Genomic DNA, 25,179 nt, shown 5'->3' on the forward strand with positions numbered 1-25,179 from the left:
ATGAATGATTCACGAAAACCCTGGCCGCTGCGCAAGCGCCCGATGAAACTCAGCACGACCGTCTCGCTGATGCTCGGCACGGTAATTCTGGTGGTACTACTGAGCGTACACTTTCTTTACGTGGTGCAGATCGGCAATGTTACCCGTGAAGGGGTAAAAGATAAGGCGCTGGCCGCTGCCCGGACGCTGGCGGCGTCACCTGATATCCAGCGGGGGCTTACCCTGCCCCCCGACAGCAACATTATTCAGCCCATCGCGATGGCCGTGCAAAAAAACAACGGCCTGCTATTTGTGGTAGTGACCAATATGCAGGGGCGACGATATTCCCACCCTAATCCTCAGGCCATCAATCAGCACTTTATCGGTGACGATCTCAACGCGGCGCTCCAGGGGCATGAGAATATCGCCGTAAACAAGGGCATTCTGGATGAGGCGCTACGGGTTTTTACGCCGGTGTATAATGGGCAGCGCCAGCAGATCGGCGTGGTGGCGATTGGTATCTCCCTCAGCAGCGTGACGCAGCAGATTAACCATAGCCGCTGGGATATTCTCTGGACGGTACTGTTCGGCACGCTGGTCGGCGCAACGGGCGCGGTTTGTCTGGTCACGGTGTTAAAACGTCTGCTGTTTGGGCTGGAGCCTTACGAGATTTCCGCGCTGTTTGAGCAGCGGCAGGCGATGCTGCAATCCATTCGGGAAGGAGTTATCGCGGTCGATGACCAGGCCCAGGTGACGCTGATAAACGAGGAGGCGCGGCAGCTCTGTATGGGCTCAACCGCCGCGGACGCGGGCAATATTATCGCTAATCTGCGCGACGTGTTACGCAACAATATTGCCCGGCAGGATGAAGAGATCCACGTTAATGGTCGCATCCTGCTCAGCAATACGGTGCCGGTACGCAGCAATGGTGCGGTACTGGGAGCAATTTGTACCTTCCGTGATAAAACTGAAGTCACCCAGCTGATGCAGCGGATGAGCGGCATGGTGAACTACGTCGATAACCTGCGCGCGCACTCTCACGAGTTTATGAACAAGCTGCATGTTATTCTGGGCCTGCTGCATATGAAGAGCTATACGCAGCTTGAGGATTACATTCTTAAAACGGCCAATAACTACCAGACGGAGATTGGTTCACTGCTGCTGCGGATCAAATCGCCGGTGGTGGCCGGTTTCCTGTTAAGCAAGATCAACCACGCATCGGACACCGGCCACCAGCTCACGCTGAATGAAGACAGCTTTCTGCCCGAAAGCAGCAATGAAAAACAGGTTTCCACGCTGATTACCGTGTTGGGCAACCTGATAGAAAATGCCTTTGAGGCGATGAGCGGACAGCCCGAAGGCGAGGTGAACGTTCTGCTGCACTATCACAATGGCTGGCTGGCCTGTGAGGTCAGCGATGATGGACCGGGCATTCCGGCCGCGCACCTGGACGCGATTTTCGAGAAAGGTTTTTCAGCCAAAGGAGAGCGTCGCGGCATGGGCTTATTTCTTACCCGACAGCAGACGCTGAGCATTGGAGGCGAAATTATCGTAGAATCCGAACCCGGTGTTTACACCCAATTTTTAGTCCAACTGCCCTGGGATGGAGGAAACATACGCGCATGCTAAATGTGTTAGTCGTTGATGATGATGCGATGGTCGCAGAGCTAAACCGCTGCTACATCGGCCAGATCCCCGGTTTCACCTGCTGCGGCATTGCCTCCACGCTGAAACAGGCGAAAGAGATACTGCTGGACAGCACCCTGCCGGTAGACCTGATCCTGCTGGATATCTATATGCAGCAGGACAACGGTCTGGATCTGCTGCCGGAGCTGCGCCACGCAAAGCGCAGCATTGACGTCATTGTGATCTCTTCCGCCGCCGATGCCGACACCATCCAGCAGTCACTGCACTATGGCGTCGTCGATTACCTGATTAAGCCGTTCCAGTTTTCACGTTTTGAAGAGTCGCTGACCGGATGGCGGCATAAAAAATCGCTCAAGGACAATCATCAATATTTCGAACAGGCCGATGTCGATGTGCTGCTGCACGGTAATCCTGCGGAGAATGGCGAAACGAACCGTCTTCCCAAAGGGTTAACGCCGCAAACCCTACGGACCCTCTGTCAGTGGATTGATGCGCACCCCGGCACCGAGTTTTCCACCGATGAGCTGGCCGCTGCGGTCAATATCTCCCGCGTATCCTGCCGGAAATACCTTATCTGGCTGGCTCAGCGGCATATTCTGTCAACCAACCTTCACTACGGTGCCACGGGCAGGCCGGTGTACCGCTACCGACTACAGGTCGAGCATCAGGCCCTGCTCAGGCAATTCTGCCAGTAATATTATCCGCTTCTGACGTCAGGCCAGGCGATAGCTGTCGTCCAGCAGGGTAAAGGAGAACTGCCGCCGCGACGACAAGACAACCCGCCGATCGCGGGTCACAAACAGGGCTTCAATACCCGGTATGTCGGCAAGGTAAGCAAGGCTTTTCTCCATGCCCATGCCGTACAGCAGCGTGGTAAAAATATCGCCATCGATCGAGTCATCAGAAATGACGGTGACGCTGAGCAGTTCGTTATCCAGCGGGTAGCCGGTGTGGGGATCGAGGATATGGTGGTAGCGCTGCCCCTGAATTTCAAAGTAACGCTCATAAACGCCTGAGGTAACCACGGATTTACCGGTGACGTTAATCACGCCAATCAGCTCATCCGGCGCGCCAAAGGGTTTTTTCAGGCCAATCCCCCAGCTGCCGGGGGAACCGTCCGGAGTACCGCCCAGCGTCTGAACGTTGCCACCCAGATTGATTAACGCGTTTTCCACCCCTTCCTGCCGCAGCACATCCCTTACCCGGTCAGCGATATACCCTTTAGCTATGGCGCCCAGGTCTATCTCCATTCCGCGTTTTTCCAGAAAGACTGAACGTAACTGCGGGTCCAGGATCACCTGCTGCGGTTGAGTCAGCGCCCGCAGAGCGTGGATCTCCTCCGCAGGCGGTACGCTGTCGCCGTTAAAGCCAATTCTCCAGCGCTTTACCAGCGGCCCAATGGCGAGATTAAAACAGCTGCCGGGCACCATGCTGACTTCTTTTGCCCGGGCAATAAGATCAAATACAGGCTGGCTAACCACCACAGGGTGATCGCCCGCCGCATGGTTAATCGTCATCACCCCGGAATGCGCCCGATTTACCGTCAGCAGCGTTTCCAGCTGTTTAATCAGGCGAAAGACGCGCGCGGCCCGGCCTTCGTTATGTTCAAACAGCTTAAGCAGGATCGGTGAACCCATCAACACGGCGGAATAGCCGTAAACCCGATCCTCTGCTGACATGATTTCTCTCCTCGCTGTTGGACGACGTCACTGCGCGTAATACCGTTCCGCGCTGCTTACCACGTCTGCTTATTTACCTGGCTCCATCTGTAGCACTCCGCTGTTTAGCGGCGCGCCAGTGCTGCTGCATTACGCCCTGCCAGTATGCCAAAGATAATAATATCGGCTATCGCGTTGCCACCGATCCGGTTTGCACCGTGGATGCCGCCAACGACTTCACCGGCTGCCCAGGCCCCTTCAATCACCTCTTTCTGCGTATTCAGTACCGCCGTATCGCGATTGATGGTCACGCCGCCCATGGTGTGATGCACGCCGGGGGCAATGCGGATAGCGTAGAAAGGTCCCTGATTGAGCGGATGGCGCAGCGCGGTTTTACGACCAAAGTCTTCGTCATTCTGCTGCTCAGCGAACAGGTTGTAGCGCTCCAGCGTGGCCAGCAGGGCATGGTGATCCATATTCAGCTTAACCGCCAGTGCATGGGGTGATGGAGCGCTTACCACAAATCCTTTGGCGATATACTCATCGGCGGCTTTATTGTTCATCCGCACCTGCTCATCAAAGATAACCCAGGCACTTTTTTCCGGCAGGGCAATGATTTCCGCTGAGACTTTATCGCGGGTTTCCATCTCATTAAAGAAGCGCTTACCGGCCTGGCTGACCAGAATAGCACCGCCGCCGCGAATCGCTTCTGACACCAGATATGAGGTGGTTTGCTCGACGGTTGGGTGGATCTGAATTTCGCCCATATCGACGGTATCGGCACCGATCTGCTGCAACATGGCGATACCGCTGCCGGTCGCACCTTTATGGTTAGTGGTTACAAAGCCGTCCAGCTCGGGGCGATACTTCACCACCATCTCGCGATTGGCACTAAAGCCGCCGGTGGCCACAATCACGCTTTTCGCATTGAGGATGCGGCTGTCATTGTATTCGTCCACCACCTTAACGCCGGTCACGACGCCTTTTTCCACAAGGATTTCGGAGACGGACGTTTCCAGCAGCACCTCAATATTGCGCTTATTGATGTTTTTCACCAGGCCACTGATCAAAAAGCCCCCTACCGCAGAGCGATCCGCAGGGCGGTGGGTACGGTCAATGCTCATCCCGCCGGTGATAGTGATGTCGTTTAATACGATATCCTTCGCGGCCAGCCACTCAATCGCCTCAGGTGCCAGCTCGACCAGTTCGCGCAGCAGCACCGGGTTGTTTTTGCATTTCCCGCCTTTTAGCGTCTCTTCAAAGAACAGCTCTTTACTGTCTTCGATACCTTTTAACTTCTGGAAGCGGGTTTCTGCCGCATTCATCCCGACCGAGGCTTTAATCGTGTTACCGCCAATCGTCGGCATTTTTTCGATGATCGCTACGCGGGCGCCTTCATCGCAGGCCTGAATAGCCGCCGCCAGGCCCGCGCCGCCGCTACCGATCACCACCACATCGTAGTTCTGCGGTGCCTGAGGATTGCCGCCCTCTTCGATGACCTGTTCTTTACTGGAGGTGGCCAGCGCGCGGGAAACGGCTTTTTTCAGCGCTTCACTCTGCGTGGTCGCACCGGTAATGGCATCCACATGGGGGCTGTTGGCGACCAGGATCCGTGAACGCAGGCTCTCAAAGGTGGTGGTGAAATCAACGTCCAGCGTGTCGTCCGGCACCAGCATAATATCGGTAATGCGGTCGGTATCCAGCATGACGTCAATTTTCAGCTTCAGGGCTTCGGCTTCAACTTTCTCCTGATAGACACCGGCTTTATATTTGCGCCCGGCGGTGCTCATATCGCGGATCATCGCGTCCACCAGCGAGAAGCGCCACAGCGGTTCAGGGATGTTCAGCGCTTCACGCCGGGTGCTGTCGATGAACAGCTCAAGATGGTCGTTGTTAATAATGCGGTCAGCCCAGTCGGGGTAGGCAATGCAGGCCTTACCAATCGCGACCAGGTCAAAACCCATTTCCAGGCCGCGCTCGGCGTCGGCCTTATTGACCACGCCACCGACGCCAATCACCGGAATTCTCGCCAGCGTCTCTGAGCGCATGGCGCGATACTTTTCAATCAGCGGCGTCGGATCCTCCCTGTCCACGATGGAGGAGCGCAGCAGCTGCCCGACGGAGAAATGCACGTAGTCCAGACCGCGAGCAGCGAGTTTTTCCAGCAGGTACATCGTGTCATCAAAGCGAATGCCGGGCACTTCAAGCTCTTCGGGAGAGAAGCGATAGCCGATAATAAAAGCGCTGTCAGCAAACCGCTCCGCCATTTTGTGCGTAATCTCAAGGACTTCAAGCGGGAAACGCGCGCGGTTATCCCGGCTTCCGCCCCATTTATCGTCGCGCTGGTTAGAGTTTGGTGAGTAAAACTGCTGAATCAGATAGGTATTGGCGCCGTGGATCTCCACGCCGTCGAAGCCGGCTTTAATGGCGCGGTTTACCGCATCACCGAATTTGGTGATCATCACCTCAACTTCTTCTCCGCTCAGCGCCTGCGGGGTGGTTGCGCCTTCGCGCGGAGCGGCAATGGCGCTGGGGGCGACCGGCGTTCTGCCGCCAATCAGTTCCGGCTCAACCATCCTGCCGCCGTGATAAATCTGCAAAATCGCCTTAGAGCCTTTGGACTTGATCGCATCCGCAATTTTCTTCAGGCCGGAGATTTTGTTGTCGCTGTCGATGGCAATCGCGCCCGGGAAAGCAGGACCTTTCGGGTCAATAAAGCAGCATTCAACAATGACGGTACCGATGCTGCCGGCACGATCGCGGTAGTACTCCACCAGCTCACTGGTGACCGTACCATCATAAAAACCGGTGCAGGTGGTCATTGGCGCCATCAGCAGACGGTTTTTAAGTACGGCACCGTTTGGCAGAGTCAGGGGATTCAGGATTGGGGTGAGTGTATTCATGGTGTTCAACTCCAAAATTTAAAAGTCTTTAATTCTGTCGCGGACGCATTACATTAGTTTTAATTAAGTGGTCCGATGTCATGCTTTTAATATACCGATTTCTTTACTTTAAAAAGATCTAATTTTAGTTATAAAACTTTTAAATAAACTCAGGCTTTTTATTTATTAATAATGATAATAGCCGTCAATCCAATTGTTAATTATCCGTTGATAAAAATCAACACTCCGTTTACAATAAAAATAAAGTTCATATCAATCAGGTAATTATGATGTATTTACATGAAATCAAAAGAGATTGCCGTTGTCACAACCGTGCACAAACAGGTAATTACGACGGGGTTAAATCCCCTTTAACCTTAGGGTTTATTGAAAAATAAAGCGATGCTGAAATATTTATTGATCCAGATCAAAATTTATATTCCGAATAATCGCATTATATTCATATTCACTTAATTAAGACGGATAAAAGTGAACAAAAAGGGAAAAACACCATTTAGATGTCACGGCTCAAACGTTAAAAAAAAGGTTTTTAAACTAAAAAAAGCAAATATCTGGGCCGGGGCGTAAAACGCATTCTTAATAACTTGCAGAAAACTACTATGAAACAAACATCCGCAATGAGTGAATCGGCGAAAGCCGTTCCTGCCTCTCCAGGGCAAAAAAAACGTCTGATCATGCTGTTCCTGCCGGTGCTGGTGGCCGTGCTGCTGCTACTGGTTCCGGTCCCGGATGGCCTCGAACCCTACGCGTGGCACTTCTTTGCCATCTTCGTAGGCGTGATTGTCGGCCTGATCTTTGAACCCCTGCCGGGTGCCGTGATTGGCCTCACCGGCGTGGTGGTCATCGCCCTCTTCAGTCAGTGGGTGTTGTTCAGCCCGGCGGAAATGGCCAGTCCCAAATTTAAAATGGCGAGTGAGTCGTTTAAATGGGCGGTCAGCGGGTTTGGCAACTCCACGGTGTGGCTCATCTTCGGGGCCTTTATGTTTGCCGCCGGGTATGACAAAACGCAGTTTGGCCGTCGTCTGGCGCTGATTCTGGTAAAATACCTCGGGCGTCGCAGCCTGACGCTGGGCTACGCCATTACCTTTGCCGACCTGCTGCTGGCTCCCTTTACCCCGTCTAACACCGCGCGCAGCGGCGGGACTATCTACCCCATTATTGCCAACCTGCCGCCGCTGTATGATTCCAAACCTAACGATCCCAGCGCGCGTAAAATTGGCTCCTACCTGATGTGGGTCGCCATCACCGCGGCCTGTATTACCAGCTCAATGTTCCTGTCGGCTCTGGCCCCTAACCTGCTGGCGCTGGCGCTGGTGAAAAGCGTTATCGGCTTCGATATCTCCTGGGGGATGTGGTTCCTGGCCTTCCTGCCGCTGGGTCTGCTGCTGATCCTCACCATGCCGCTGCTGGCCTACTGGCTCTATCCGCCAGAAGTGAAGTTCAATGATGAAGTCCCTCGCTGGGCCAGCCGTGAACTGGAAAAACTGGGCAGGCTGACCCGTAATGAAATTCTGCTGCTGGGGTTCGTGGTCTGTGCCCTGCTGATGTGGATTTTCGCCACCGCCTGGATTGAGCCCGCTATGGCCGCCCTGCTGGTGATTGTGCTGATGCTGTGGACCGGCGTACTGAACTGGAACGATATCACCAGTAACAAGGCGGCATGGAACACCTTCGCCTGGTTTGCCACCCTGGTTGCGCTGGCGGATGGTCTGGCCCGCGTCGGCTTTATTGCCTGGCTGGGCAAAGAGGGCGCCACCCTGCTGCACGGCTACGATCCACAGGTCTCTGCGGTGGTGCTGCTGATTGCCTTCTTCCTGCTGCACTACCTGTTTGCCAGTACCACCGCGCATACCACCGCGCTGCTGCCAGCCATGCTGACCATTGCCGCTTCCATACCGGGCATTAATATGCCGGTATTCTGCCTGATGATGTGTACGTCTCTGGGTCTGATGGGGATAATCACCCCGTACGGCACCGGCCCAAGCCCGATTTACTACGGCAGTGGTTATCTGCCAACCAAAGACTACTGGCGGTTAGGAACCATCTTCGGTGCCATTTTCCTCTGTGCCCTGATGCTGATTGCCTATCCGTGGATGGTGATGATGTTCTGATCCGGTAGCCTGCGCTAAAGCATGTACTCTGCCTCGCGCTGTCGAACCATCCCCCAGACCTGCCCGTCAGCCCTTACGGCTGACGGGCCAGGATAAAAATAAAATGTCGCCAGTGATGCTGTCCCTGCCAGCAGATTGCGCCAGGGGCAACACGTCATTAAGTGAGAAAAACAATGTCGAATAAAACGTTCACCTATCAGAACCCCTTCCCTCTTGCCCACGAGGATACCGACTACTACCTGCTAACCCGCGACCATGTTTCCGTCACCTCTTTCGAGGGACAGGAAGTACTGAAAGTTGATCCGCAGGCGCTAACGCTGCTGGCCCAGCAGGCTTTCCACGATGCCTCTTTTATGCTCCGTCCCGCGCACCAGCGCCAGGTGGCGGCGATACTCGACGACCCTGAGGCCAGCGAAAACGATAAATACGTCGCGCTACAGTTTCTGAGAAACTCGGAAATTGCCGCCAGGGGTATCCTGCCCACCTGTCAGGATACCGGCACCGCGATCATTATGGGTAAAAAAGGCCAGCGCGTCTGGACCGGCGGCGGGGATGAAGCCGCCCTTTCGCGCGGCGTGTATAACACCTATATCGAAGACAACCTGCGCTATTCGCAAAACGCCGCGCTGGATATGTATAACGAGGTCAATACCGGTACTAACCTGCCGGCTCAGATCGACCTCTATAGCGTCGATGGCGATGAATACAAGTTCCTGTGCATCGCGAAAGGCGGTGGCTCGGCGAATAAAACCTATCTCTATCAGGAAACCAAAGCGCTGCTTAGTCCCGGAAAGCTGAAAAGCTACCTGACCGAGAAGATGCGCTCGCTGGGCACCGCAGCCTGCCCGCCATACCATATTGCCTTTGTTATTGGCGGCACCTCGGCGGAGAGTACGCTGAAAACGGTGAAGCTGGCCTCCACTCACTACTACGATGGCCTGCCGCTGGAAGGCAATGAGCACGGCCAGGCGTTCCGCGACGTGCAGCTTGAGCAGGAACTGCTGCTGGAAGCACAAAAGCTGGGGCTGGGCGCGCAGTTTGGCGGCAAATATTTTGCCCATGACATCCGCGTCATTCGCCTGCCGCGCCACGGTGCCTCCTGCCCGGTAGGCATGGGCGTTTCCTGCTCCGCCGACCGCAATATCAAGGCCAAAATCAACCGCGACGGCATCTGGATAGAAAAGCTGGAAGATAATCCGGGCCGCTACATTCCTGCCGCGCTGCGTCAGCAGGGTGAAGGCGATGTCGTACAGGTTGATCTCAACCGCCCGATGGCCGCGATCCTCGACCAGCTGTCGCAGTATCCCGTCTCTACCCGCCTTTCGCTGAGCGGCACCATCATTGTGGCGCGTGACATCGCGCATGCGAAGCTGAAGGAGCGCATTGATAACGGTCAGGGGCTGCCGCAGTACGTTAAGGATCATCCGATCTACTACGCGGGCCCGGCAAAAACACCTGAAGGCTATGCATCTGGCTCGCTCGGCCCAACCACGGCGGGGCGTATGGATTCCTACGTTGACCTGCTACAGGCTAACGGCGGCAGTAAGATTATGCTGGCGAAGGGCAACCGCAGCCAGCAGGTAACCGATGCCTGCCACAAGCACGGCGGCTTCTACCTGGGCAGCATCGGCGGACCGGCCGCGGTACTGGCGCAGCAGAGTATTAAAAGCCTGGAGTGCGTGGAGTATCCTGAACTGGGAATGGAGGCTATCTGGAAGATTGAGGTTGAGAACTTCCCGGCCTTTATTCTGGTGGACGATAAGGGCAATGACTTCTTCGCGCAAATCCAGCACAAACAGTGCGCCCAGTGCGTGAAGTAATCCGGACGCCAGCACTGCTCTATGCTCAGCGCGTGAAGTGAGCTGGCTGCCAGCACTGCTCTGTGATCAGCGCGTGAAGTAAGCTGGCTGCCAGCACTGCTCTGTGATCAGCGCGTGAAGTAAGCTGGCTGCCACTGCTCTGCGTCCCAGGCGGGCTATGCGACGCAGCGTAAGCAGTAAGCATTAAGCCGAGGGCGCGCCAACACTGGCGCGCCCTCGGCTTATCTGCAGTACGCTACTGGTCTGGCTACTGGCCTAGATCGCGCAGCTTTTTACCTGCCATCAAATTCTTTTCAATATGCTCAAGCGTTTTGTTTTTCGTCTCCGGCACCAGGAACACGGTGATAACGATAAACGCCAGATTAAAGCCGGTATACAGCCAGAAGGTCCCCGCCGCGCCGATACTGCCCAGCAGCGTCAGGAAGGTCGCGCCAATCAGCATATTTGCCACCCAGTTGGTGGTGGTTGAACAGGTTATGCCAAAGTCACGACACTTCAGCGGCTGGATCTCCGAGCAAAGTATCCATACTACCGGCGCGGCACTCATGGCATAGCCACCAATACAGAGCATTGTCATCCCGACGGATACCCATGAAAGTCCGGTAGAGACCTCCCCTTCCCCCGCTTTAAGCAGACAATATCCCAGGATCAGCGTGGCAAATGCCATTACCGAAAACCCTATTTTCAGAATCGGCTTTCTGCCCGCCTTATCTACGGTGAACACCGCGATAAAGGTCGCAAACATAAAGGTCAGCCCAACGACCACCGTGGCAATCATCTGCTCCTGGGTACTTTGGAAACCCGCCATTTTAAAAATCTGCGGCGCGTAATACATGATGATATTCATGCCCGTAAACTGCTGCATTCCCTGTAATAGCATGCCAAGGAAAACGGCACGTCTTACGTTGCGGTTCTGCCTGAACAGCGAGAATCCACCCTGCTTCATGCGCAGGCTTTCCCTGATCTCATTCAGTTCCTGACGGGCCTTCTCGGAGGTATCCCTCAGCATGCGCAGCACTTCTTCCGCTTCAATGTGCATGCCTTTTGCCGCCAGCCAGCGCGGGCTGTTAGGCAGGAAAATCACCAGGATGAAAAGGATAACGGCGGGTATGGCCAGCACACCCAACATCGCCCGCCAGTTACCGCTGTAGCTCAGCGCGGTATCGGACAGGAAAGCCAGTACGATGCCCACCGTTATCATCAGCTGATACATGCTGATCATTTTGCCACGGATATTTTCGGTAGCCATTTCAGACAGGTATAGCGGCGCGGTGTAGGAGGCAATCCCGACAGCCACCCCCAGCAATACGCGAAAAACCAGCAGAATTTCTAAATTGACCGCAAAGGCAGACCCCAGCGACCCCACAATAAATAATACTGCAGCGGACATCAGACTGTATTTCCTGCCCAGGCGGTGTGAAACCCAACCGTTGCAAAGCGCGCCGACAGCCGCACCCAGCATCATACTGCTTACCACCCACTCCTGCTGGTGGCTGTCCAGCGTGAAGTGTTGCGTAATAAAAGGCAGCGCCCCGGAAATCACGCCAATATCCAGACCAAATAGCAGACCGGCAAAAGCGGCCGATATGGAGATAAAAGCATTCATGCGCCGTACTTTACGTTTGCGATCGTCTACAGGAATCACATCATCGTTTACAAGAGACATCTTCAGGCTCCGCTTCTCAGGCATCTGTAGCCGCAAAGCATACAAAACTGCCGCCTCGCGGTATTAGGCCGAACGCTCCCAAAGCATGGACAATCTGGCTAAGCAGCTCACAATTGTGATGGGGATCCCGTCTGTGCTGCTTTAGACGGCCAGGACGCATTTGCTCGACGCCTGGAAGGGTAACGTCATCGTGAGGAAGGATTTAGAAAAAGCATAGGGTTATCTGAATTCTGGGCTGATGAGCGGTAAAAATTACTTGAGGGGCAATTCAAAGACGCCCTTTTGCACTGGGTCGTCGCAGAATAATGGTCAGTGCGGGATCTTGTCTATCGATAGGCAAGATGAATATGCTGAAACCTCTCTGAATATGAATGGCTTTATTATGCGAGTCCTTACATCCCCTTTTTGGGCAGGGGTAGTAAATGATTCCATCCCAATCCGCAGAAAAACCTGCTGGTTACTGGAATATGTATTTAGGCAGAATACATATTTTTATGCATATCATGGAGTAGCTACTGTGAGCGATAAAATACAACCAGAGGTAAATAGCCATGTGAAACGAATATTAAGGTCAACTTGCTGCAGTTCGTTATCTTTAAATCACGTATCTATAAAAAAATTAACACTGAAGATACTGAAGATAAAGACTTACAAGAAAAAACAGTCTTGAACGCACCTCTGGCACAGGACTTTACTTATAAAATTATAAACTCCTTTAAAATCGATAAAAATAATATTACAAACGGCCATAGGGCCGTTTGCATAATTGCGCTGCAAAGACCTAATTATCTGGAGGAGTCTGGAAGCAAGATAATTATCATCAGTTGTCGTTAATGTGAAAATTAATGTTGTTATGGATTAGGCTAAATCAATTAGTTGTGTTGCGATTGCATAAGTACATCCCTTAACGGAAGCAATAGATTGATGCCTAATCATTGATGGAAGATAGATAATATCCCCAGGATTACAAGTTTGAGTTTTCTCTTCATAGAAGAATTCTAACCCTCCTTCTATTATCAATAATGTTTCACTATTTTCATGCTGATGCCATGTATGAGCTTTATTAGCAGAATCCCGTTGAAACTCAATACAACCCTGTTCAGGAAGCATTTTATGGAGTAAATGATAAATATTTTTTTCCGTAGAAAGATCGACATAAGAAAATCTAACACTCATCTTAAATTACCTTTTCATGTTCAGGCTCTAAGTTTACGTTACTTTCCTCTCTCTCCATTTTATGGAATGGGCATGAAAGTTTCTTATCCTCTCCATCATCAAGAAAATACTGTGTGTATTCCCGATTATGAGCGTCCCCATATTTACCCAAAAACGGAGACTTAGATGCTATATCATAAGGTTCCAGCCTTTTAGTAACAGTTGAGAATGCATTATTAGCTTTGATTTCTGTATCTAAGAGATCATCGAACACCCACCTGGGCTGTATCGTCAACATAAACCCTGGGCTACGTCTGCTCAATCTGTTTACGTGAGCGGGAGTATTGCAAACTATAAACATGGGTTCTCCATGAAAGCAAAACTCCCACGCCGGATCATCCAGATTCTCAGGTAGCACCTTCGACCATGGTTTATTATCCAATTTACTCAGATCATTCAGAAGATTCCAGAATTTATTTCTGTATTCCTCGATAGTTTTTATTTCTTTAGGCTGTTCGAATACGACAAATGACGTCTGTTTACCATACGACTTATAGTTCTCGCAGTAATGCACCAGATCCTTTGCAAGGTTCAATGCAGTGATGTTTTCATAAAAAGAAAAACGCAGCATATCTCTTTTATATCCGTTTACACCAAATATACATGGAAAGGGTCTATCTTTATTCTTCAGAGTAGCATCAAAATCTGAAAATAGAACTTTCTCCCATTTTTTTAAACTAACTTCCCCATCATTTATTTCGCTTGCGGTATACATTCAAACCTCATTATTTTGAAAAATAGATCTAACTTCTCTCTCTAAAAAATCTAATTCTATATCGGTGTCAGCGACTATTGACACAATTCCGGGACAATTCGATAGATCGGTTGTTAAAGGAATATTTTCGTTATTTTTTATGAATAACTTGATATGGTTAACACCGTGAATATCATTCAATTTATTTTCTAATCCATGAGCGTCGGGTATAGAGAATGACTCATTTTCGTTAACTAAGAATACTATCCTTGCTTTTTTTATCAATATCGATGGGGTTATATCGAATTCATTTATTAATAGTTCAATTGAACTTTTCAAAAGGCCAGGTGAATAGCACTCTTCAAACAAAAGCGGTGCAATTCCACCATGAAGTCTGGCCCCAAGTTCAATCATTGTTGGACCATTTGCAGTATTCATTATTTCAATGTGTGCAAGGCCAAATTCAACACCCAGTGCACAGGATGCTTTTTTTGCATATTCTATAATAGAAGCATAGCTTTGATCATTAATATCTAAGACATCCAGTGACTCATATACGAACAGGCTACCGTTATGTAATCCTTTTTTATACCGACATAAAGCACAAACTTTAATTCCTTTATGTCCAACCACTAAATCGACAACAAACTCCTCTCCCTCCAGTTTCTCCTGAACAAGATAGAAACCATTTTTAACTCCCATAATATTTTTTTTATTCCAGTTTATTTTTGAGATCCATTCAATTGCTTCTTTTTTATTTTTGACGAACACAACCCCATCGGTCAGACAGGAACTATCGGGTTTGATTACATATCCAGAGGTACTATTTAAATCGTCGATTCTGTCTTCGCTTTGGCTTATTAACTTGGATGATATGGATCTTAGCCCTGTCTCATAAAGCCTTTTCTGCATATCGCTTTTTTTTCTTCGCCAGTCGGTTGTAAGATAATCATTACGTTCCACATTATATGCGAATGATAATGCCTCAGCGCAATAAACTCCCGTTTCCGCTCCTGGAATAACAGCAAGAACTGTATCAGGGCTAATTATATTCTTTATCTCATCAGCACTGTATAAACATCCATCTGTAAACCCATCGCCAGTGTAGGAATCTTTTATTCTGCCTGGAATACTGGGATTTGATAATACTGCATAGCATTTAATATTAATTTTTTTTAATTCAGGCGCTATCAGGGCACCCGTTGAAAACGGATCGACGATTATTACTGTGTCTTTTGACATTTAACTCTTTTCCCTTGCTGTGTTGAAATAATGAAAATAAAAATGCTTGCACCAACCAGTGGAAATATATAACCGGAAGCGTTTACCCCCAGCACAAAGCTGCTCGTTAATAAACCGAAAATCAAAGGCCCAATGGCTTGTGAAAAGGTGTATATAGTGGCGCTATATTTGGCAACTGCGTTAGCCTCATCTTTGTTTCGGGTTTCGTCAATTATTTCTTTACGCAGATTGATCCTGATTGTATTCATTGAAAAACCTATCAGGAAACACATAGCTATTGATGCCATAGGAATGCTGGACTGAGTAAATACTACATCCGCCAGTGTTAACATTGCCGATGGTAAAAAAAACTTAAACCACTTGATATCTATAAAAGCAGCTAAAAATGCACCCGCACCAGCGGCACCACTACACGCGCCGTAATAAGAAACACTTAAATGTTTTATATTTTGAAAAAGGATAGGCGTTAATGTATTAAAAGCACAAATATGTAACCCGATAAGACCAATAGCCAGGCTTAAAAATTTTAGTTTATTAGATAAGGCAATATCTTCTTGTTTAGTTTCGTTAACAAATCCAGAAGTTGATTTTTTTTCTTTGTAGAGAAGATTTCCGAAGATGCTAACAATAATATCAAAAAAACAGAGGTATGAAATCAGATTATTGTAGCTTGTTTTCGTTAAAAAATACCCGCTAATTAACGCACCTGAAAATGAGCCTATTTGAACCAGTGTCTGCATGGTTCTTGATGCTCGCTGTGATGAAATATATCCATCAAGAACGAGTTTAGCGTTTCCTGACTCAAGCGTACTTAAGGTTATGAGGGATAAGTAACCAATACTTAAAGATGTTATCACAAAACCGAACTTGGTATCTGAATAATGTAACAGTGAAATTACAAGTAAAACAGAATATAAAATCACCCTTCTTTTATAAAGCTCACTTACACTTATAAACTTCCTTACCTTGATTATATTTATTTTCCTAAGCAAAAAAGGCAGAGCCGCGCCCACTGACAGCGTAACTCCCAGAAAAACGGGTGATGAAGTTACTTTCAAAGAATTCCAAATATTACTCAGGAGCAAAACCATATCGGAGAAATAAAGAAGGACTAATAATGAGTAAAATCGTACAACAGCAGAGTTAGGCATTTTAAATCCATACGTTTATTGTCAATTTTAGCTAAAATAATTTAACAACCCTGTATTGTAAAGTTATATTTTAATAACTTTTAGCACTATGCTTATGCTTTTTATATGGATTTTTATTCAAGGACAATCAAACCCACCTCATTAAAAAAACAATAATATTGTTATATATCATATAGTTTTATTAATTCACCTTTTTGTTACATTTACTTTTTAAATGTACCTATGACATTAGCATGCTTACAATTGATTATTTAGTAACCAGCTACCAACATCAAATCATTCAATAAATTTTATCATACTTGGGTAAGTATGAACTTTCGTGTCATACACTATATTTTGCTTATTTAATCGCCATCGATTGTTCAGACGATGCTGGTAATGCGGCGTACTGTCATTAATATCATTGTGTGACATTCCATTTCTGTAATTATCACGACCTTTACTGCATATAAATATTTGTGTTGTCGTTTGATTACGCCGGGTGAACGTTTCCATTGTGCAAAAAACTTTCCGATCTCCTTGTTCTAAAGCAGTGGAAAATGTTTTCGGCTGCATGGTCCTGATCGGTAACGCATACTGTCCGATAACCTTCGCCATCGATAACATTATTGACCATCCAATAACCTGACGGGAGAACAGATCAACCATCACCACCGGCGACGATTATCATCTATTCGATCTGTTCTATGTTATATACGTCATACCGTGCTCATCATATGCCTTTGCAAGTAAGTGCTGAGTTGCGAGTCCTCTCGCGGGCCTGATCTGTAGTCCCTCCGGTTTTTAGTACCACCGCCAATGAGGATCTCCGGCCAGTTTTTCCCTCGCATAGATAACAGGTGGTATATCACCCAGTGAGCTATGCGGGCGTTCTTCGTTATATTCTGTGCGCCATTCTTCTGTTAGCACGCGGACTTCTGACAGCGTTCTGAACAGATACATATCAAGTATTTCTGTTCGTAGTGTTTTATTAAATCACTCAATAAATCCGTTCTGCATGGGCCTACCGGGCTGAATAAAATCGAGTATCACGCCGTGCATCTCTGCCCATTCACCTAAGGCGGCGGCAGTGAGTTCTGGACCATTATCACTTCGGATAAAAGCCGGACAGCCTCGTTCTGCACTTAATCGCTCCAGGATGCGTACAACACGATGAGCCGGTATATTCAAGTCAACTTCGATTGCCAGTGCTTCCCGGTTAAAGTCATCAACGACGTTAAATAACCTGAATCGCCGCCCGTCGCTCAAGGGATCACTCATAAAATCAACTGACCAACAGTGGTTCATTTTATGTGGAATAACCAACGGCTGTGGATGCCTGCCCGGTAAGCGTTTTTTTCCTTTGCGCCGAAAGTTAAGTTTTAACAATCGATAGATCCGGTAAACCCGTTTTGCATTCCACAGTAATCCTGCCTGGCGTAACTTTTTGAACATAAGTCCAAAACCATAGGCCGGATACTGATGCGCCAGTTTTTGTAGTGCCTCGATCACAGGCAGGTCCCGTGCTGTGTTCGGGCAATAATGCAACAGGCTTCGACTGATACCGATAATCCTGCACCCGCGTCGTTCGCTGGCCTGATGTTCCGTCATAACGTAATGCAGCAGTTCACGCTTCTCAGGCACCGTTAAAGTTTTTTTGACACAACATCCTTAAGAATTTCATGATCTAAGCTCAGGGATGCGTACATGTGCCTTAATCGGCGATTCTCTTCTTCCAGCTCTTTCATTCGTTTGATATAAGAGGACTCCATGCCGCCGTATTCAGATTTCCAGTTGTAATAGCTGGCCATCGACACACCGTTTTCGCGACACACATCCTTCACATGCCGACCCCCTTCAACTTCTTTCAGAACCCGCAGGATCTGAGTTTCAGTGAAACGTGCTTTCTACATGATGAGCCTCCGTTGGTTGTATTTTAACCAGAGAACTCCATTACGCGGTAAGACTAAATTCAGGGGGAACTACATCAGGAATGCATACAGAATCTCAAAAAAGAGTCCCACAACCTTTCAATCCAGGACAGGATGCTAAGGACGGGACAGGCTACAATATCCTCATCAATCAAGTTCTATCACGATAATGAAAAAATCATCGGTTATGTGATTGACGGCATAGGTGTTGTGCTTGGAACACTTCAGATGGTTGCTGGGGTGGGAGTGTTTGCTGGCTCATTAGCCACGGGAAATGTCCTCGGTATGCTGGCTGGTTCAGCCTTGGTCGCAAACGGAGCAGGCTCCACTGTTGAAAGCATAGACAAGCTCAGGGGTATTGCTAATCCATCAAATTCAGTGAAAAAGGCATACGAAGATACAGCAGAGTTCTTCGGCTTTGATCCTCGTCTTGGTTTACTTGCATATCAAGTCGTTGATCTGACAACTTCTTATTACGGTATATTCAAGTTAACACTTAAGCCAGAAACATGGCGATTATTCAAATATCTCCCAACTGATTATTACCGTAAAATTCAGGTAATGAGTAAGCCTGCTCTCGCTCTTAAGGGGGTAGGAGCGGCTGTTAAAGGTGCAGGAATAAGAGTAAATCTCTATCAAATGAATGATAAAAATCAAAGCAACTAATTTTTCTGCTTTCTTGTAAAACGGTGTGCTTTCCATGCAAGATTTAGCGGTATGACGAAGTAAACGATTACTAAACCTATTATAAGAACAATACCATAGGAGACTAAGCTCTCATTGTGCCCCTTGTAAAGACCGTATGCAAAGACAGAAGCAATGATAGTGATGCAAACAACCCCTCCCCAAAATCTCTTACTCAAATCTAAAATAAGGCTCTTAGGTGAGTCTGTTCGAGATTCGTCTCTCTTTATAATATTTTTGAGTTTGCCATTGTCCTTTGCGGAAAAACCATTACCAAGAAGCTTTTGTTTGTAATCGTTCATTTCAAAAATCCCGGCTGAATTCTCATGCAGTAAATATAACAAGATTTATCGGTCGGGCGCCATATGTTCTTTTTACAGAACACTCACCATTTAGTTGAAGTGAACAGATCATGTGGCTAAAGTGTTATACTTCATTTATTAAAAAAATCAGTCTTATTGCTTTAATTTACGCCCTTGATATTTAAACTCAGGTCTATGCTCAAAAATTTTCTTTTGGTTTCTGAGCGTTTTCTCAGCTTCATATTCATTCCAAATTATATACTCAACTATGAACTTGTAGAAATAGAGGCCCGGTCAAGGCTTATGTTAGTTAGATAAAGAAGACTCACATCTCGGTATTATATCTGTCAATTGAAATCAGGGAGCATCAAATCATGCTCTTTAAATCCCAAATTATGGGTATTATGCGACCATATCAAAGACTGTTGTTTCCGAACTATGGCTTCTTCTTTGAGTAATCCGTTTTTCAACTGCAAATTCTTGTTCTGCTTACAGGTACTGTTTAGATTTCAGGCCTCTGTACGTCTGCAATTCCAGTATTGGAGCGGGCCTGATAATGCCATGAATCAGGCTGTTTCCCGTATAGAAAGGGTACTATTCAATAAATTTTCACCCCGAGTTGCGAACGCTCTCGCATGCTTGTTCGAAACGAACATTATCCGATATTTTTCCGACTCCAGCCCTGATAACCTTCAATAAAATAGTGACCCGATAAGCGCTACTGTTACCAGGGCCGCTTTCCCTGGTATCGGGTAACACCGTCATCTCAGGGATGAATCCTGCGGGTTGTCAGTGATATGATAGGCCCCATGTACGGGATTTTTTTCTCGCCGGTAGCCGGAATACTTTTGGCTTACAAATTGCGGATTCGGAGAGGCGAACAGCGTTTCACCTGAATTCCAAAGATGAGTAAATTCAATATGAAAGAGTCTGTAGACAGGGACCTCTCGACCCACACCCCAATGATGCAGCAGTACCTATAATATCAATTAATATGATGTTTTATCAGAAAATATTTTATAAACATCTGTTTTAGTCTACATATAGAATACTTTTTAAGAAAAATTTGTCATGCCATAACCTAAAAGTTATGTCTAACTCTCATCACAAAGAAATAATCTAACTTTCCTCTAGCTTCAGCTCCCTCAAAACTTCTTATCGCTTGCTCTTTCTGAGGAAATGTGGGTTTCAATTCTCCAAATCAGCCTTGCAGAAGAAAAAAAAGGTTGCAAGCGATTGAAAAATGATCAATTTTTAACCAGTTCATTTCTTAAGTAGTTTCATCAAGGCACTAAAATGATTGATAAAACCTATAAGATACATAAGGTTAGAGTTGCCCAGTATCTACGGATGTCTACTAATCATCAGGAGTTTTCGTTAGATAACCAAGCTCAATTCATCAAAAAATATGCTGATGAGCATAATATGGAAATCTTACATACTTATGATGATGCAGGTAAAAGTGGCGTATCCACAACTGGAAGGCATGATTTTAACAAACTCGTTAACGATGTTCTTACGAAAGAAATAAATATCGATGCCGTCCTTGTATACGATGTTAGTCGCTTCGGTCGTTTTAAAGATCCTCAGGAGGGTATTTATTATAAATACCTATTAAAAATGAACAATGTGGATGTCATTTATTGTGCCGAAAATCTACCAGAAAACAGTGAAACTGAAACATTCATACTGTCTTCACTTATGTATGCGGCGGGTGCATATAGTAAAAATCTTTCAATAAAAGTTTTTGCGGGGCATGTGAATCTTGTTAAGAGAGGCTATTACCAAGGTGGCACACCGGGATATGGGCTAAAAAGAAAGTTACTCGATAATAATAACAAACCGAAGATGCTACTCGCTCATGGTGAGAGAAAGAGCCTGCAAACAGATAGAATAGTCCTCGTTCCTGGCACCAAGAAAGAAATCGAGCTAATAAAAAAGATCTTCAATATGTTCATTTTTGATGGATTAAATGAGTATCTTATAGCCTCACTACTCAATCAGGAGGGGTATAGATTCAGCGATAAAACAGAATGGACACGAGGTAGAATACACTCAGTTCTTATCAATAGCAGATATACTGGCAGATACATATACAACCGGACCTCACAAAAATTAAAGACAAAAAGGATTAAAAACCCAGAAGAAGATTGGGTTGAATATAACTCTTTTTTTAAGCCTATTATTTCAGAAGAAAAATTCAGATTAGCTAAAGAAATTATCGATAACCGTTCTATAAAAATGAGCGATGAGAAGATCCTGGATTGTTTGAAAAAAATTCTTTCCAAGCATGGAAAAATATCAGGATTTATTATAGATGAAGAGGACAGTACTCCATCAAGCAGTGTAATTGCAAACCGCTTTGGAGGTCTTCTCAATGCCTATAAATTAATCGACTATACTCCTGAGCGAGATTATCAATACTTAGAGATAAACTCTTACCTGAGAAAAAAGCACAGTGATATTGTAAACAAAATACAAAATGAAATTATAAGCAGTGAAGTAAAGATACTTGAAAATAAACTGATTTCAGTTAATAAAGCCTTAAGTTTCTCTATTGTGCTTTCAAGATGTAAAAAAACAGGTTTAAACAAACATAGATGGGTAGTGCGATTGGACAGGAGTTTAAATCCAGAAATTAGCATCATTGCAAGAATGAACAGTCTCAACACTGAGCCTGTTGATTATTACATCTTACCGTCAATAGAATTTCTGGAACATGAGTTAAAAATCAAAGACAACAATAACCTTTTATTCGAAATGTATCGTTTCAATGATATCAAGCCATTCTTTGATATGTTATCAACTGATAAGGATGTAATGTAAATGCAAGATCAAAATGTACACATGGTGAAAATATCTTCTATTAAGGTGGTAATTCCTCGGTCAAGAAACAAATTTCGACATGCAGAAATAACAGAAAGCATAGATGCAAGTGGGCTTAGGAAACCAATAACCATTAGAAAAATTGTTGATAAAAAATACGATTTCGCACTTATTTGCGGTCAAGGCAGACTTGAATCATTGACAGCCCTGGGAGAGGAATTTGTTCCCGCATTTATATTGGATATAGACGAAAACCAAGCTTACATAATGAGTTTAGTCGAAAATATGACCCGAGTAATCCCAAGAGCGGGAGAACAATTCCAACGAATAAAAGAAATGACTGAGCAAGGATTAACTAATAAAGAGATATCGAACTCTACCGGGCTATCTTTGCACTGGATTACAAGTTTAACCATGCTTATTAACAAAGGTGAGAACAAACTTTTATCAGCGGTTGAATCAGGATGCATACCCATATCATTTGCTGTCGAGATTGCAAGGGTGGATTTCGAAGGTGGTCAGGAATTATTAATCAAGGCATTTGATGAAGGTCTGATAAAACATAAAGATGTTGGTAAAATTCGTGAAATACTCGACTCAAGGAATGAAGGTCTTAAGGGGTTCATTAATAATAATTTTGGAGTTGCCAAGAAAAGGAAGAAAATGACCACGGATGAATTACAGCAACTGTATCAGGACAACATTTCCCAACATAAAAAAATTAAAAATAAAGCTGAATATGTAGAGATCAAACTGCTCGTTGCAGGTCAGATATTCAAAGAACTTACCAGCAATGAGAGTTTTTCTAAAATAGTAAGTGAAGAGAGTTTACAAGATGTTGTGAAAGTCATAGTTAAAAACGCTGCTAATTGAGGTGTAAAATGATCAAATATTGCTTCAATGATAAATCGGTAAGTTTCAAACTCACTGATCTAACTTACACAAAAAAGCTTCCTACAAACTTTCAAATCAGTAAAAAATTCACACAAATAAAAAGCACTATTTTAGCCATCGGTTTAGTCGAACCAATACTTGTTTTCATTGATCAATCTGATAACTCTGTAAAAATTCTCGATGGTCACCTTAGGGTTGAGGCTCTTAAAGACTTAGGCGAAGATAAAGTTAATTGCCTTATTTCGACTACATACGACACCTACACTCCAAATAAAAAAGTCAATCGGATAACAATTATACAGATTCAACGAATGCTGAAAGAAGCAGTAAGAGTAGGAGTTCCTGTTGAAATGCTTTGCACTGCATTGAACATAAGTGTTGAGTCTTTGAAATCTAACCTATCAGTTTTGAAAGGCATCTGCCCGGAAGTGATAGAGTTGTTTAACGATAAAGATATCCCGCTCAATACCTTTAGAACCTTAAAGAAAATGGTTCCATTGAGACAGATAGAATGTGCGAACTTGATGGTAAAGTTTGAAAACTTTTCAACACTTTTTTCAGATTCTCTTTATCATAGCTCTTCCCCGGAGTGTTTAATCCAGCAACCTAAAAAGAAATCAGACTCAAGACTTGCAAATAGAAAAGCAATAGAAAGACTTGAAAAAGAAATGGCCCAAGTTCATTTTGACACTCAAAAAATTAAAGAAACATACGGCTCCAATAGCTTAAAACTGACAATTATCATTTCTCATATAAAGAAACTGCTTGAAAATCCAAAAGTGTTTCATTGGCTACTAAGGAACAAAAGCGATTATCTCAATGAACTGACTGAAATATCTGACATTAACAAGTTACCTTAAAGCTTGTTCTTTTGGGGTTTACATAACTTCCTTTTGTAAATGTTAGGATCTACATCTATTTTGCAGATCCTGACTTCGTATCCAAAATTGCTGATGCTCTTGTGAAAGTTCTTCAAGTTTATTTTTGAAAACAAAGGTAGATCTTCAGGGAGTTTTTTATTGGTAGCTATGGCGAAAACTAATTTGTAATTTTTAGCATCAGGCCGTATCATATGATCAGCTAATTTTATATGGGCAGGGAGTTTCTCATTTAGTTTTCCTCGGAACTCTGAATCGCTTATGAAAAGTTCAGAACCGACAAATCCTTGTGAGAAAAGATGGCTCATACTTTGTGAACCACTATAATATTTCACATGGATAAAATCTGATGCATCTTTAATAAGGTCGCAAAATTCAATTTTACTTTTACCCCCGCCGTGATGAATAAATTTTTGATCCATATGTGTAAATGTTTTGTCAATAAGACACACATTTTCATTGTAGTCTTCTTCTCTCTTAAAGGAGTATACCGGAAATTTATCAGACTCCTCATAATGTAGAATTTTTCTCATCTCATCATCAATTGTTGTTACGAATTTTCTATCGGCCACATACCATATGGAGTCTCGCAGGATATAGTTTTGATCGCCTTCTTTTATTTCAGCATAAATGCATCTATACAAAGACCATTTCTTTATCGATTCATAATCGGCATTCAAAACATGCAAGCAACTTCTTTTAAGTTCATCAACAGTAACATCCGCATTTTTTCCATTAAAATATTCACATATGTGATCGACTGACAAGCTTTCATAAATAATACTTCTTTGTCTTCTCTCGAAACAATATCCTATTTGATTTTCCCAATCCACAATTTCTGGCTCACCAAGCCATATGTCACTGAAGTCTCTTTGTTTTATTAAATCAATTAAAATAGAATCCAATATCTCAATTTCTGCCTCATCGGCTTCTTTGATATTATTAACCCATTCAAATTCTTCAGGAAGAGGTGACTGATAAATAGATTCTATTTTCGTTAATAACTCAGGTATTGATTTTAAGTCAACATCAGGAACAATTACAAAGGCATCTTTGCCCGTTATTTTATTTCCTAAAACGTCTTCAGTGGAAGTGCCTGTAAGGGTTGTTAGAATATCCATCTCAGAATCTATTTTGAGATTGTATATATCAACTTCCTTACTGCTCTGACTACGAGTTAGAATATTTGTTTCGTTATGACTACCTTTATCCAAGCTACGGATTTTTTTATGCTCGATACAGTTTAATGTTGTTTTAAGACCAAAACCTTTGACGATACGGTCATCATTGATTAAGTGATGGCCGGTTCCGAACGGAATAAGATATCTCGTGTTATCAACTTCTATAACCAGAACTGCTCCAGTGCTACTATTCATACCGAAGAAATCGGGCTTTATGTCCGCCTTTTGGCTTGTAAATAAAGTTGTCCACTCAGGTAGCACTGGGTCTGAAATTTGCTTTGCATAAAGGTATGCTCTTGCATCATTCATTTCAAATTCAATAGGTTTTTGGACCCTTTCCAAATTCAAAATTTGATCAATATCGTCCGTAATTCTCTTTGCTTTATAAATTGAAAGTTTTATCTTCATTATTTTATTC

General features: G+C 45.5%; 17 protein-coding genes and 1 pseudogene. 8 read left to right on the plus strand and 10 right to left on the minus strand.

The window, feature by feature from the left end:
* Positions 1 to 1,608 carry a sensor histidine kinase gene (locus AAGR22_RS17385; RefSeq protein ID WP_345828729.1) on the plus strand — a complete coding sequence of 536 codons (1,608 nt, stop codon included), beginning with the start codon at positions 1 to 3 and terminating at the stop codon, positions 1,606 to 1,608.
* The gene (dcuR, locus tag AAGR22_RS17390; protein WP_067707782.1) at positions 1,602 to 2,321 is read left to right on the plus strand and encodes a two-component system response regulator DcuR; all 720 of its coding nucleotides are present in this window, start codon (positions 1,602 to 1,604) and stop codon (positions 2,319 to 2,321) included. The genes AAGR22_RS17385 and dcuR overlap by 7 nt, the downstream gene beginning before the upstream one ends.
* 18 nt (positions 2,322 to 2,339) lie before the next feature.
* Here the strand turns inward: dcuR and AAGR22_RS17395 are convergent, their stop codons facing one another.
* Entirely contained in the window at positions 2,340 to 3,305 is a 966-nt protein-coding gene (locus AAGR22_RS17395) for an FAD:protein FMN transferase (RefSeq protein WP_345828731.1), read from the minus strand.
* Between the two features lie 104 nt (positions 3,306 to 3,409).
* The gene (locus tag AAGR22_RS17400; protein WP_067707775.1) at positions 3,410 to 6,187 is read right to left on the minus strand and encodes a flavocytochrome c; all 2,778 of its coding nucleotides are present in this window, start codon (positions 6,185 to 6,187) and stop codon (positions 3,410 to 3,412) included.
* 599 nt (positions 6,188 to 6,786) lie between these two features.
* Here AAGR22_RS17400 and AAGR22_RS17405 point away from each other — a divergent pair.
* Positions 6,787 to 8,298 (plus strand): DASS family sodium-coupled anion symporter, encoded by a 1,512-nt coding sequence (locus AAGR22_RS17405; protein WP_067707772.1) that lies wholly within the window; start codon positions 6,787 to 6,789, stop codon positions 8,296 to 8,298.
* 173 nt (positions 8,299 to 8,471) lie between these two features.
* Complete coding sequence (gene fumA / locus AAGR22_RS17410; RefSeq protein WP_345828732.1) at positions 8,472 to 10,118, plus strand: class I fumarate hydratase FumA; 1,647 nt, start codon at positions 8,472 to 8,474, stop codon at positions 10,116 to 10,118.
* Positions 10,119 to 10,365: 247 nt separating this feature from the next.
* On the opposite strand, the gene AAGR22_RS17415 is transcribed toward fumA, so the two are convergent.
* The 6 genes and pseudogenes from AAGR22_RS17415 to AAGR22_RS17440 all read right to left on the minus strand — a co-directional run bounded on the left by AAGR22_RS17415 (position 10,366) and on the right by AAGR22_RS17440 (position 17,948).
* A complete protein-coding gene (locus tag AAGR22_RS17415; RefSeq protein WP_067707766.1) occupies positions 10,366 to 11,784 on the minus strand; it encodes a sugar porter family MFS transporter in 1,419 nt (472 codons plus the stop codon).
* A gap of 858 nt (positions 11,785 to 12,642) precedes the next feature.
* Positions 12,643 to 12,960 (minus strand): cupin domain-containing protein, encoded by a 318-nt coding sequence (locus AAGR22_RS17420; RefSeq protein ID WP_345828735.1) that lies wholly within the window; start codon positions 12,958 to 12,960, stop codon positions 12,643 to 12,645.
* Position 12,961: 1 nt separating this feature from the next.
* On the minus strand, positions 12,962 to 13,714 hold the full coding sequence (locus tag AAGR22_RS17425; RefSeq protein ID WP_345828736.1) for a YqcI/YcgG family protein: 753 nt from the start codon (positions 13,712 to 13,714) through the stop codon (positions 12,962 to 12,964).
* On the minus strand, positions 13,715 to 14,935 hold the full coding sequence (locus AAGR22_RS17430; RefSeq protein WP_345828737.1) for an ATP-grasp domain-containing protein: 1,221 nt from the start codon (positions 14,933 to 14,935) through the stop codon (positions 13,715 to 13,717).
* Positions 14,917 to 16,086, minus strand: coding sequence for a hypothetical protein (locus AAGR22_RS17435; RefSeq protein ID WP_345828738.1), 1,170 nt, complete (start codon positions 16,084 to 16,086; stop codon positions 14,917 to 14,919). The genes AAGR22_RS17430 and AAGR22_RS17435 overlap by 19 nt, the downstream gene beginning before the upstream one ends.
* Before the next feature lie 783 nt (positions 16,087 to 16,869).
* Positions 16,870 to 17,948, minus strand: a pseudogene (locus tag AAGR22_RS17440) (IS3 family transposase).
* 162 nt (positions 17,949 to 18,110) lie between these two features.
* On the opposite strand from AAGR22_RS17440, the gene AAGR22_RS17445 reads away from it, so the two are divergent.
* Positions 18,111 to 18,662: a DUF4225 domain-containing protein gene (locus AAGR22_RS17445; RefSeq protein WP_345828739.1), complete on the plus strand. Its 552-nt coding sequence runs from the start codon at positions 18,111 to 18,113 to the stop codon at positions 18,660 to 18,662.
* Here AAGR22_RS17445 and AAGR22_RS17450 read toward each other — a convergent pair.
* Positions 18,659 to 18,982, minus strand: coding sequence for a hypothetical protein (locus tag AAGR22_RS17450; RefSeq protein ID WP_345828740.1), 324 nt, complete (start codon positions 18,980 to 18,982; stop codon positions 18,659 to 18,661). The genes AAGR22_RS17445 and AAGR22_RS17450 overlap by 4 nt on opposite strands.
* A gap of 1,296 nt (positions 18,983 to 20,278) precedes the next feature.
* Between AAGR22_RS17450 and AAGR22_RS17455 the strand changes: the two genes are divergently transcribed.
* The 3 genes from AAGR22_RS17455 to AAGR22_RS17465 are packed head-to-tail and all read left to right on the plus strand — an operon-like array spanning position 20,279 to position 23,562.
* Positions 20,279 to 21,808, plus strand: coding sequence for a recombinase family protein (locus AAGR22_RS17455; RefSeq protein WP_210496512.1), 1,530 nt, complete (start codon positions 20,279 to 20,281; stop codon positions 21,806 to 21,808).
* On the plus strand, positions 21,809 to 22,681 hold the full coding sequence (locus AAGR22_RS17460; RefSeq protein ID WP_210496510.1) for a ParB N-terminal domain-containing protein: 873 nt from the start codon (positions 21,809 to 21,811) through the stop codon (positions 22,679 to 22,681). It begins immediately after the preceding gene.
* A gap of 8 nt (positions 22,682 to 22,689) precedes the next feature.
* Positions 22,690 to 23,562 carry a plasmid partitioning protein RepB C-terminal domain-containing protein gene (locus tag AAGR22_RS17465; protein WP_210496509.1) on the plus strand — a complete coding sequence of 291 codons (873 nt, stop codon included), beginning with the start codon at positions 22,690 to 22,692 and terminating at the stop codon, positions 23,560 to 23,562.
* On the opposite strand, the gene AAGR22_RS17470 is transcribed toward AAGR22_RS17465, so the two are convergent.
* On the minus strand, positions 23,559 to 25,169 hold the full coding sequence (locus tag AAGR22_RS17470) for a TIGR04141 family sporadically distributed protein (RefSeq protein ID WP_210496502.1): 1,611 nt from the start codon (positions 25,167 to 25,169) through the stop codon (positions 23,559 to 23,561). The two genes, AAGR22_RS17465 and AAGR22_RS17470, sit on opposite strands and share 4 nt — an antisense overlap.
* Positions 25,170 to 25,179: the final 10 nt, after the last annotated feature.

It is taken from the genome of Erwinia sp. HDF1-3R (assembly GCF_039621855.1).
In the GTDB taxonomy this organism is placed as follows: domain Bacteria; phylum Pseudomonadota; class Gammaproteobacteria; order Enterobacterales; family Enterobacteriaceae; genus Erwinia.

Excerpts from the sequence above, each read along its gene's own strand:
- AAGR22_RS17385 (WP_345828729.1), top strand. The coding sequence starts at position 1 with ATGAATGATTCACGAAAACCCTGGCCGCTGCGCAAGCGCCCGATGAAA.
- dcuR (WP_067707782.1), top strand. The coding sequence starts at position 1,602 with ATGCTAAATGTGTTAGTCGTTGATGATGATGCGATGGTCGCAGAGCTA.
- AAGR22_RS17395 (WP_345828731.1), bottom strand. The coding sequence starts at position 3,305 with ATGTCAGCAGAGGATCGGGTTTACGGCTATTCCGCCGTGTTGATGGGT.
- AAGR22_RS17400 (WP_067707775.1), bottom strand. The coding sequence starts at position 6,187 with ATGAATACACTCACCCCAATCCTGAATCCCCTGACTCTGCCAAACGGT.
- AAGR22_RS17405 (WP_067707772.1), top strand. The coding sequence starts at position 6,787 with ATGAAACAAACATCCGCAATGAGTGAATCGGCGAAAGCCGTTCCTGCC.
- fumA (WP_345828732.1), top strand. The coding sequence starts at position 8,472 with ATGTCGAATAAAACGTTCACCTATCAGAACCCCTTCCCTCTTGCCCAC.
- AAGR22_RS17415 (WP_067707766.1), bottom strand. The coding sequence starts at position 11,784 with ATGTCTCTTGTAAACGATGATGTGATTCCTGTAGACGATCGCAAACGT.
- AAGR22_RS17420 (WP_345828735.1), bottom strand. The coding sequence starts at position 12,960 with ATGAGTGTTAGATTTTCTTATGTCGATCTTTCTACGGAAAAAAATATT.
- AAGR22_RS17425 (WP_345828736.1), bottom strand. The coding sequence starts at position 13,714 with ATGTATACCGCAAGCGAAATAAATGATGGGGAAGTTAGTTTAAAAAAA.
- AAGR22_RS17430 (WP_345828737.1), bottom strand. The coding sequence starts at position 14,935 with ATGTCAAAAGACACAGTAATAATCGTCGATCCGTTTTCAACGGGTGCC.
- AAGR22_RS17435 (WP_345828738.1), bottom strand. The coding sequence starts at position 16,086 with ATGCCTAACTCTGCTGTTGTACGATTTTACTCATTATTAGTCCTTCTT.
- AAGR22_RS17445 (WP_345828739.1), top strand. The coding sequence starts at position 18,111 with ATGCTAAGGACGGGACAGGCTACAATATCCTCATCAATCAAGTTCTAT.
- AAGR22_RS17450 (WP_345828740.1), bottom strand. The coding sequence starts at position 18,982 with ATGAACGATTACAAACAAAAGCTTCTTGGTAATGGTTTTTCCGCAAAG.
- AAGR22_RS17455 (WP_210496512.1), top strand. The coding sequence starts at position 20,279 with ATGATTGATAAAACCTATAAGATACATAAGGTTAGAGTTGCCCAGTAT.
- AAGR22_RS17460 (WP_210496510.1), top strand. The coding sequence starts at position 21,809 with ATGCAAGATCAAAATGTACACATGGTGAAAATATCTTCTATTAAGGTG.
- AAGR22_RS17465 (WP_210496509.1), top strand. The coding sequence starts at position 22,690 with ATGATCAAATATTGCTTCAATGATAAATCGGTAAGTTTCAAACTCACT.
- AAGR22_RS17470 (WP_210496502.1), bottom strand. The coding sequence starts at position 25,169 with ATGAAGATAAAACTTTCAATTTATAAAGCAAAGAGAATTACGGACGAT.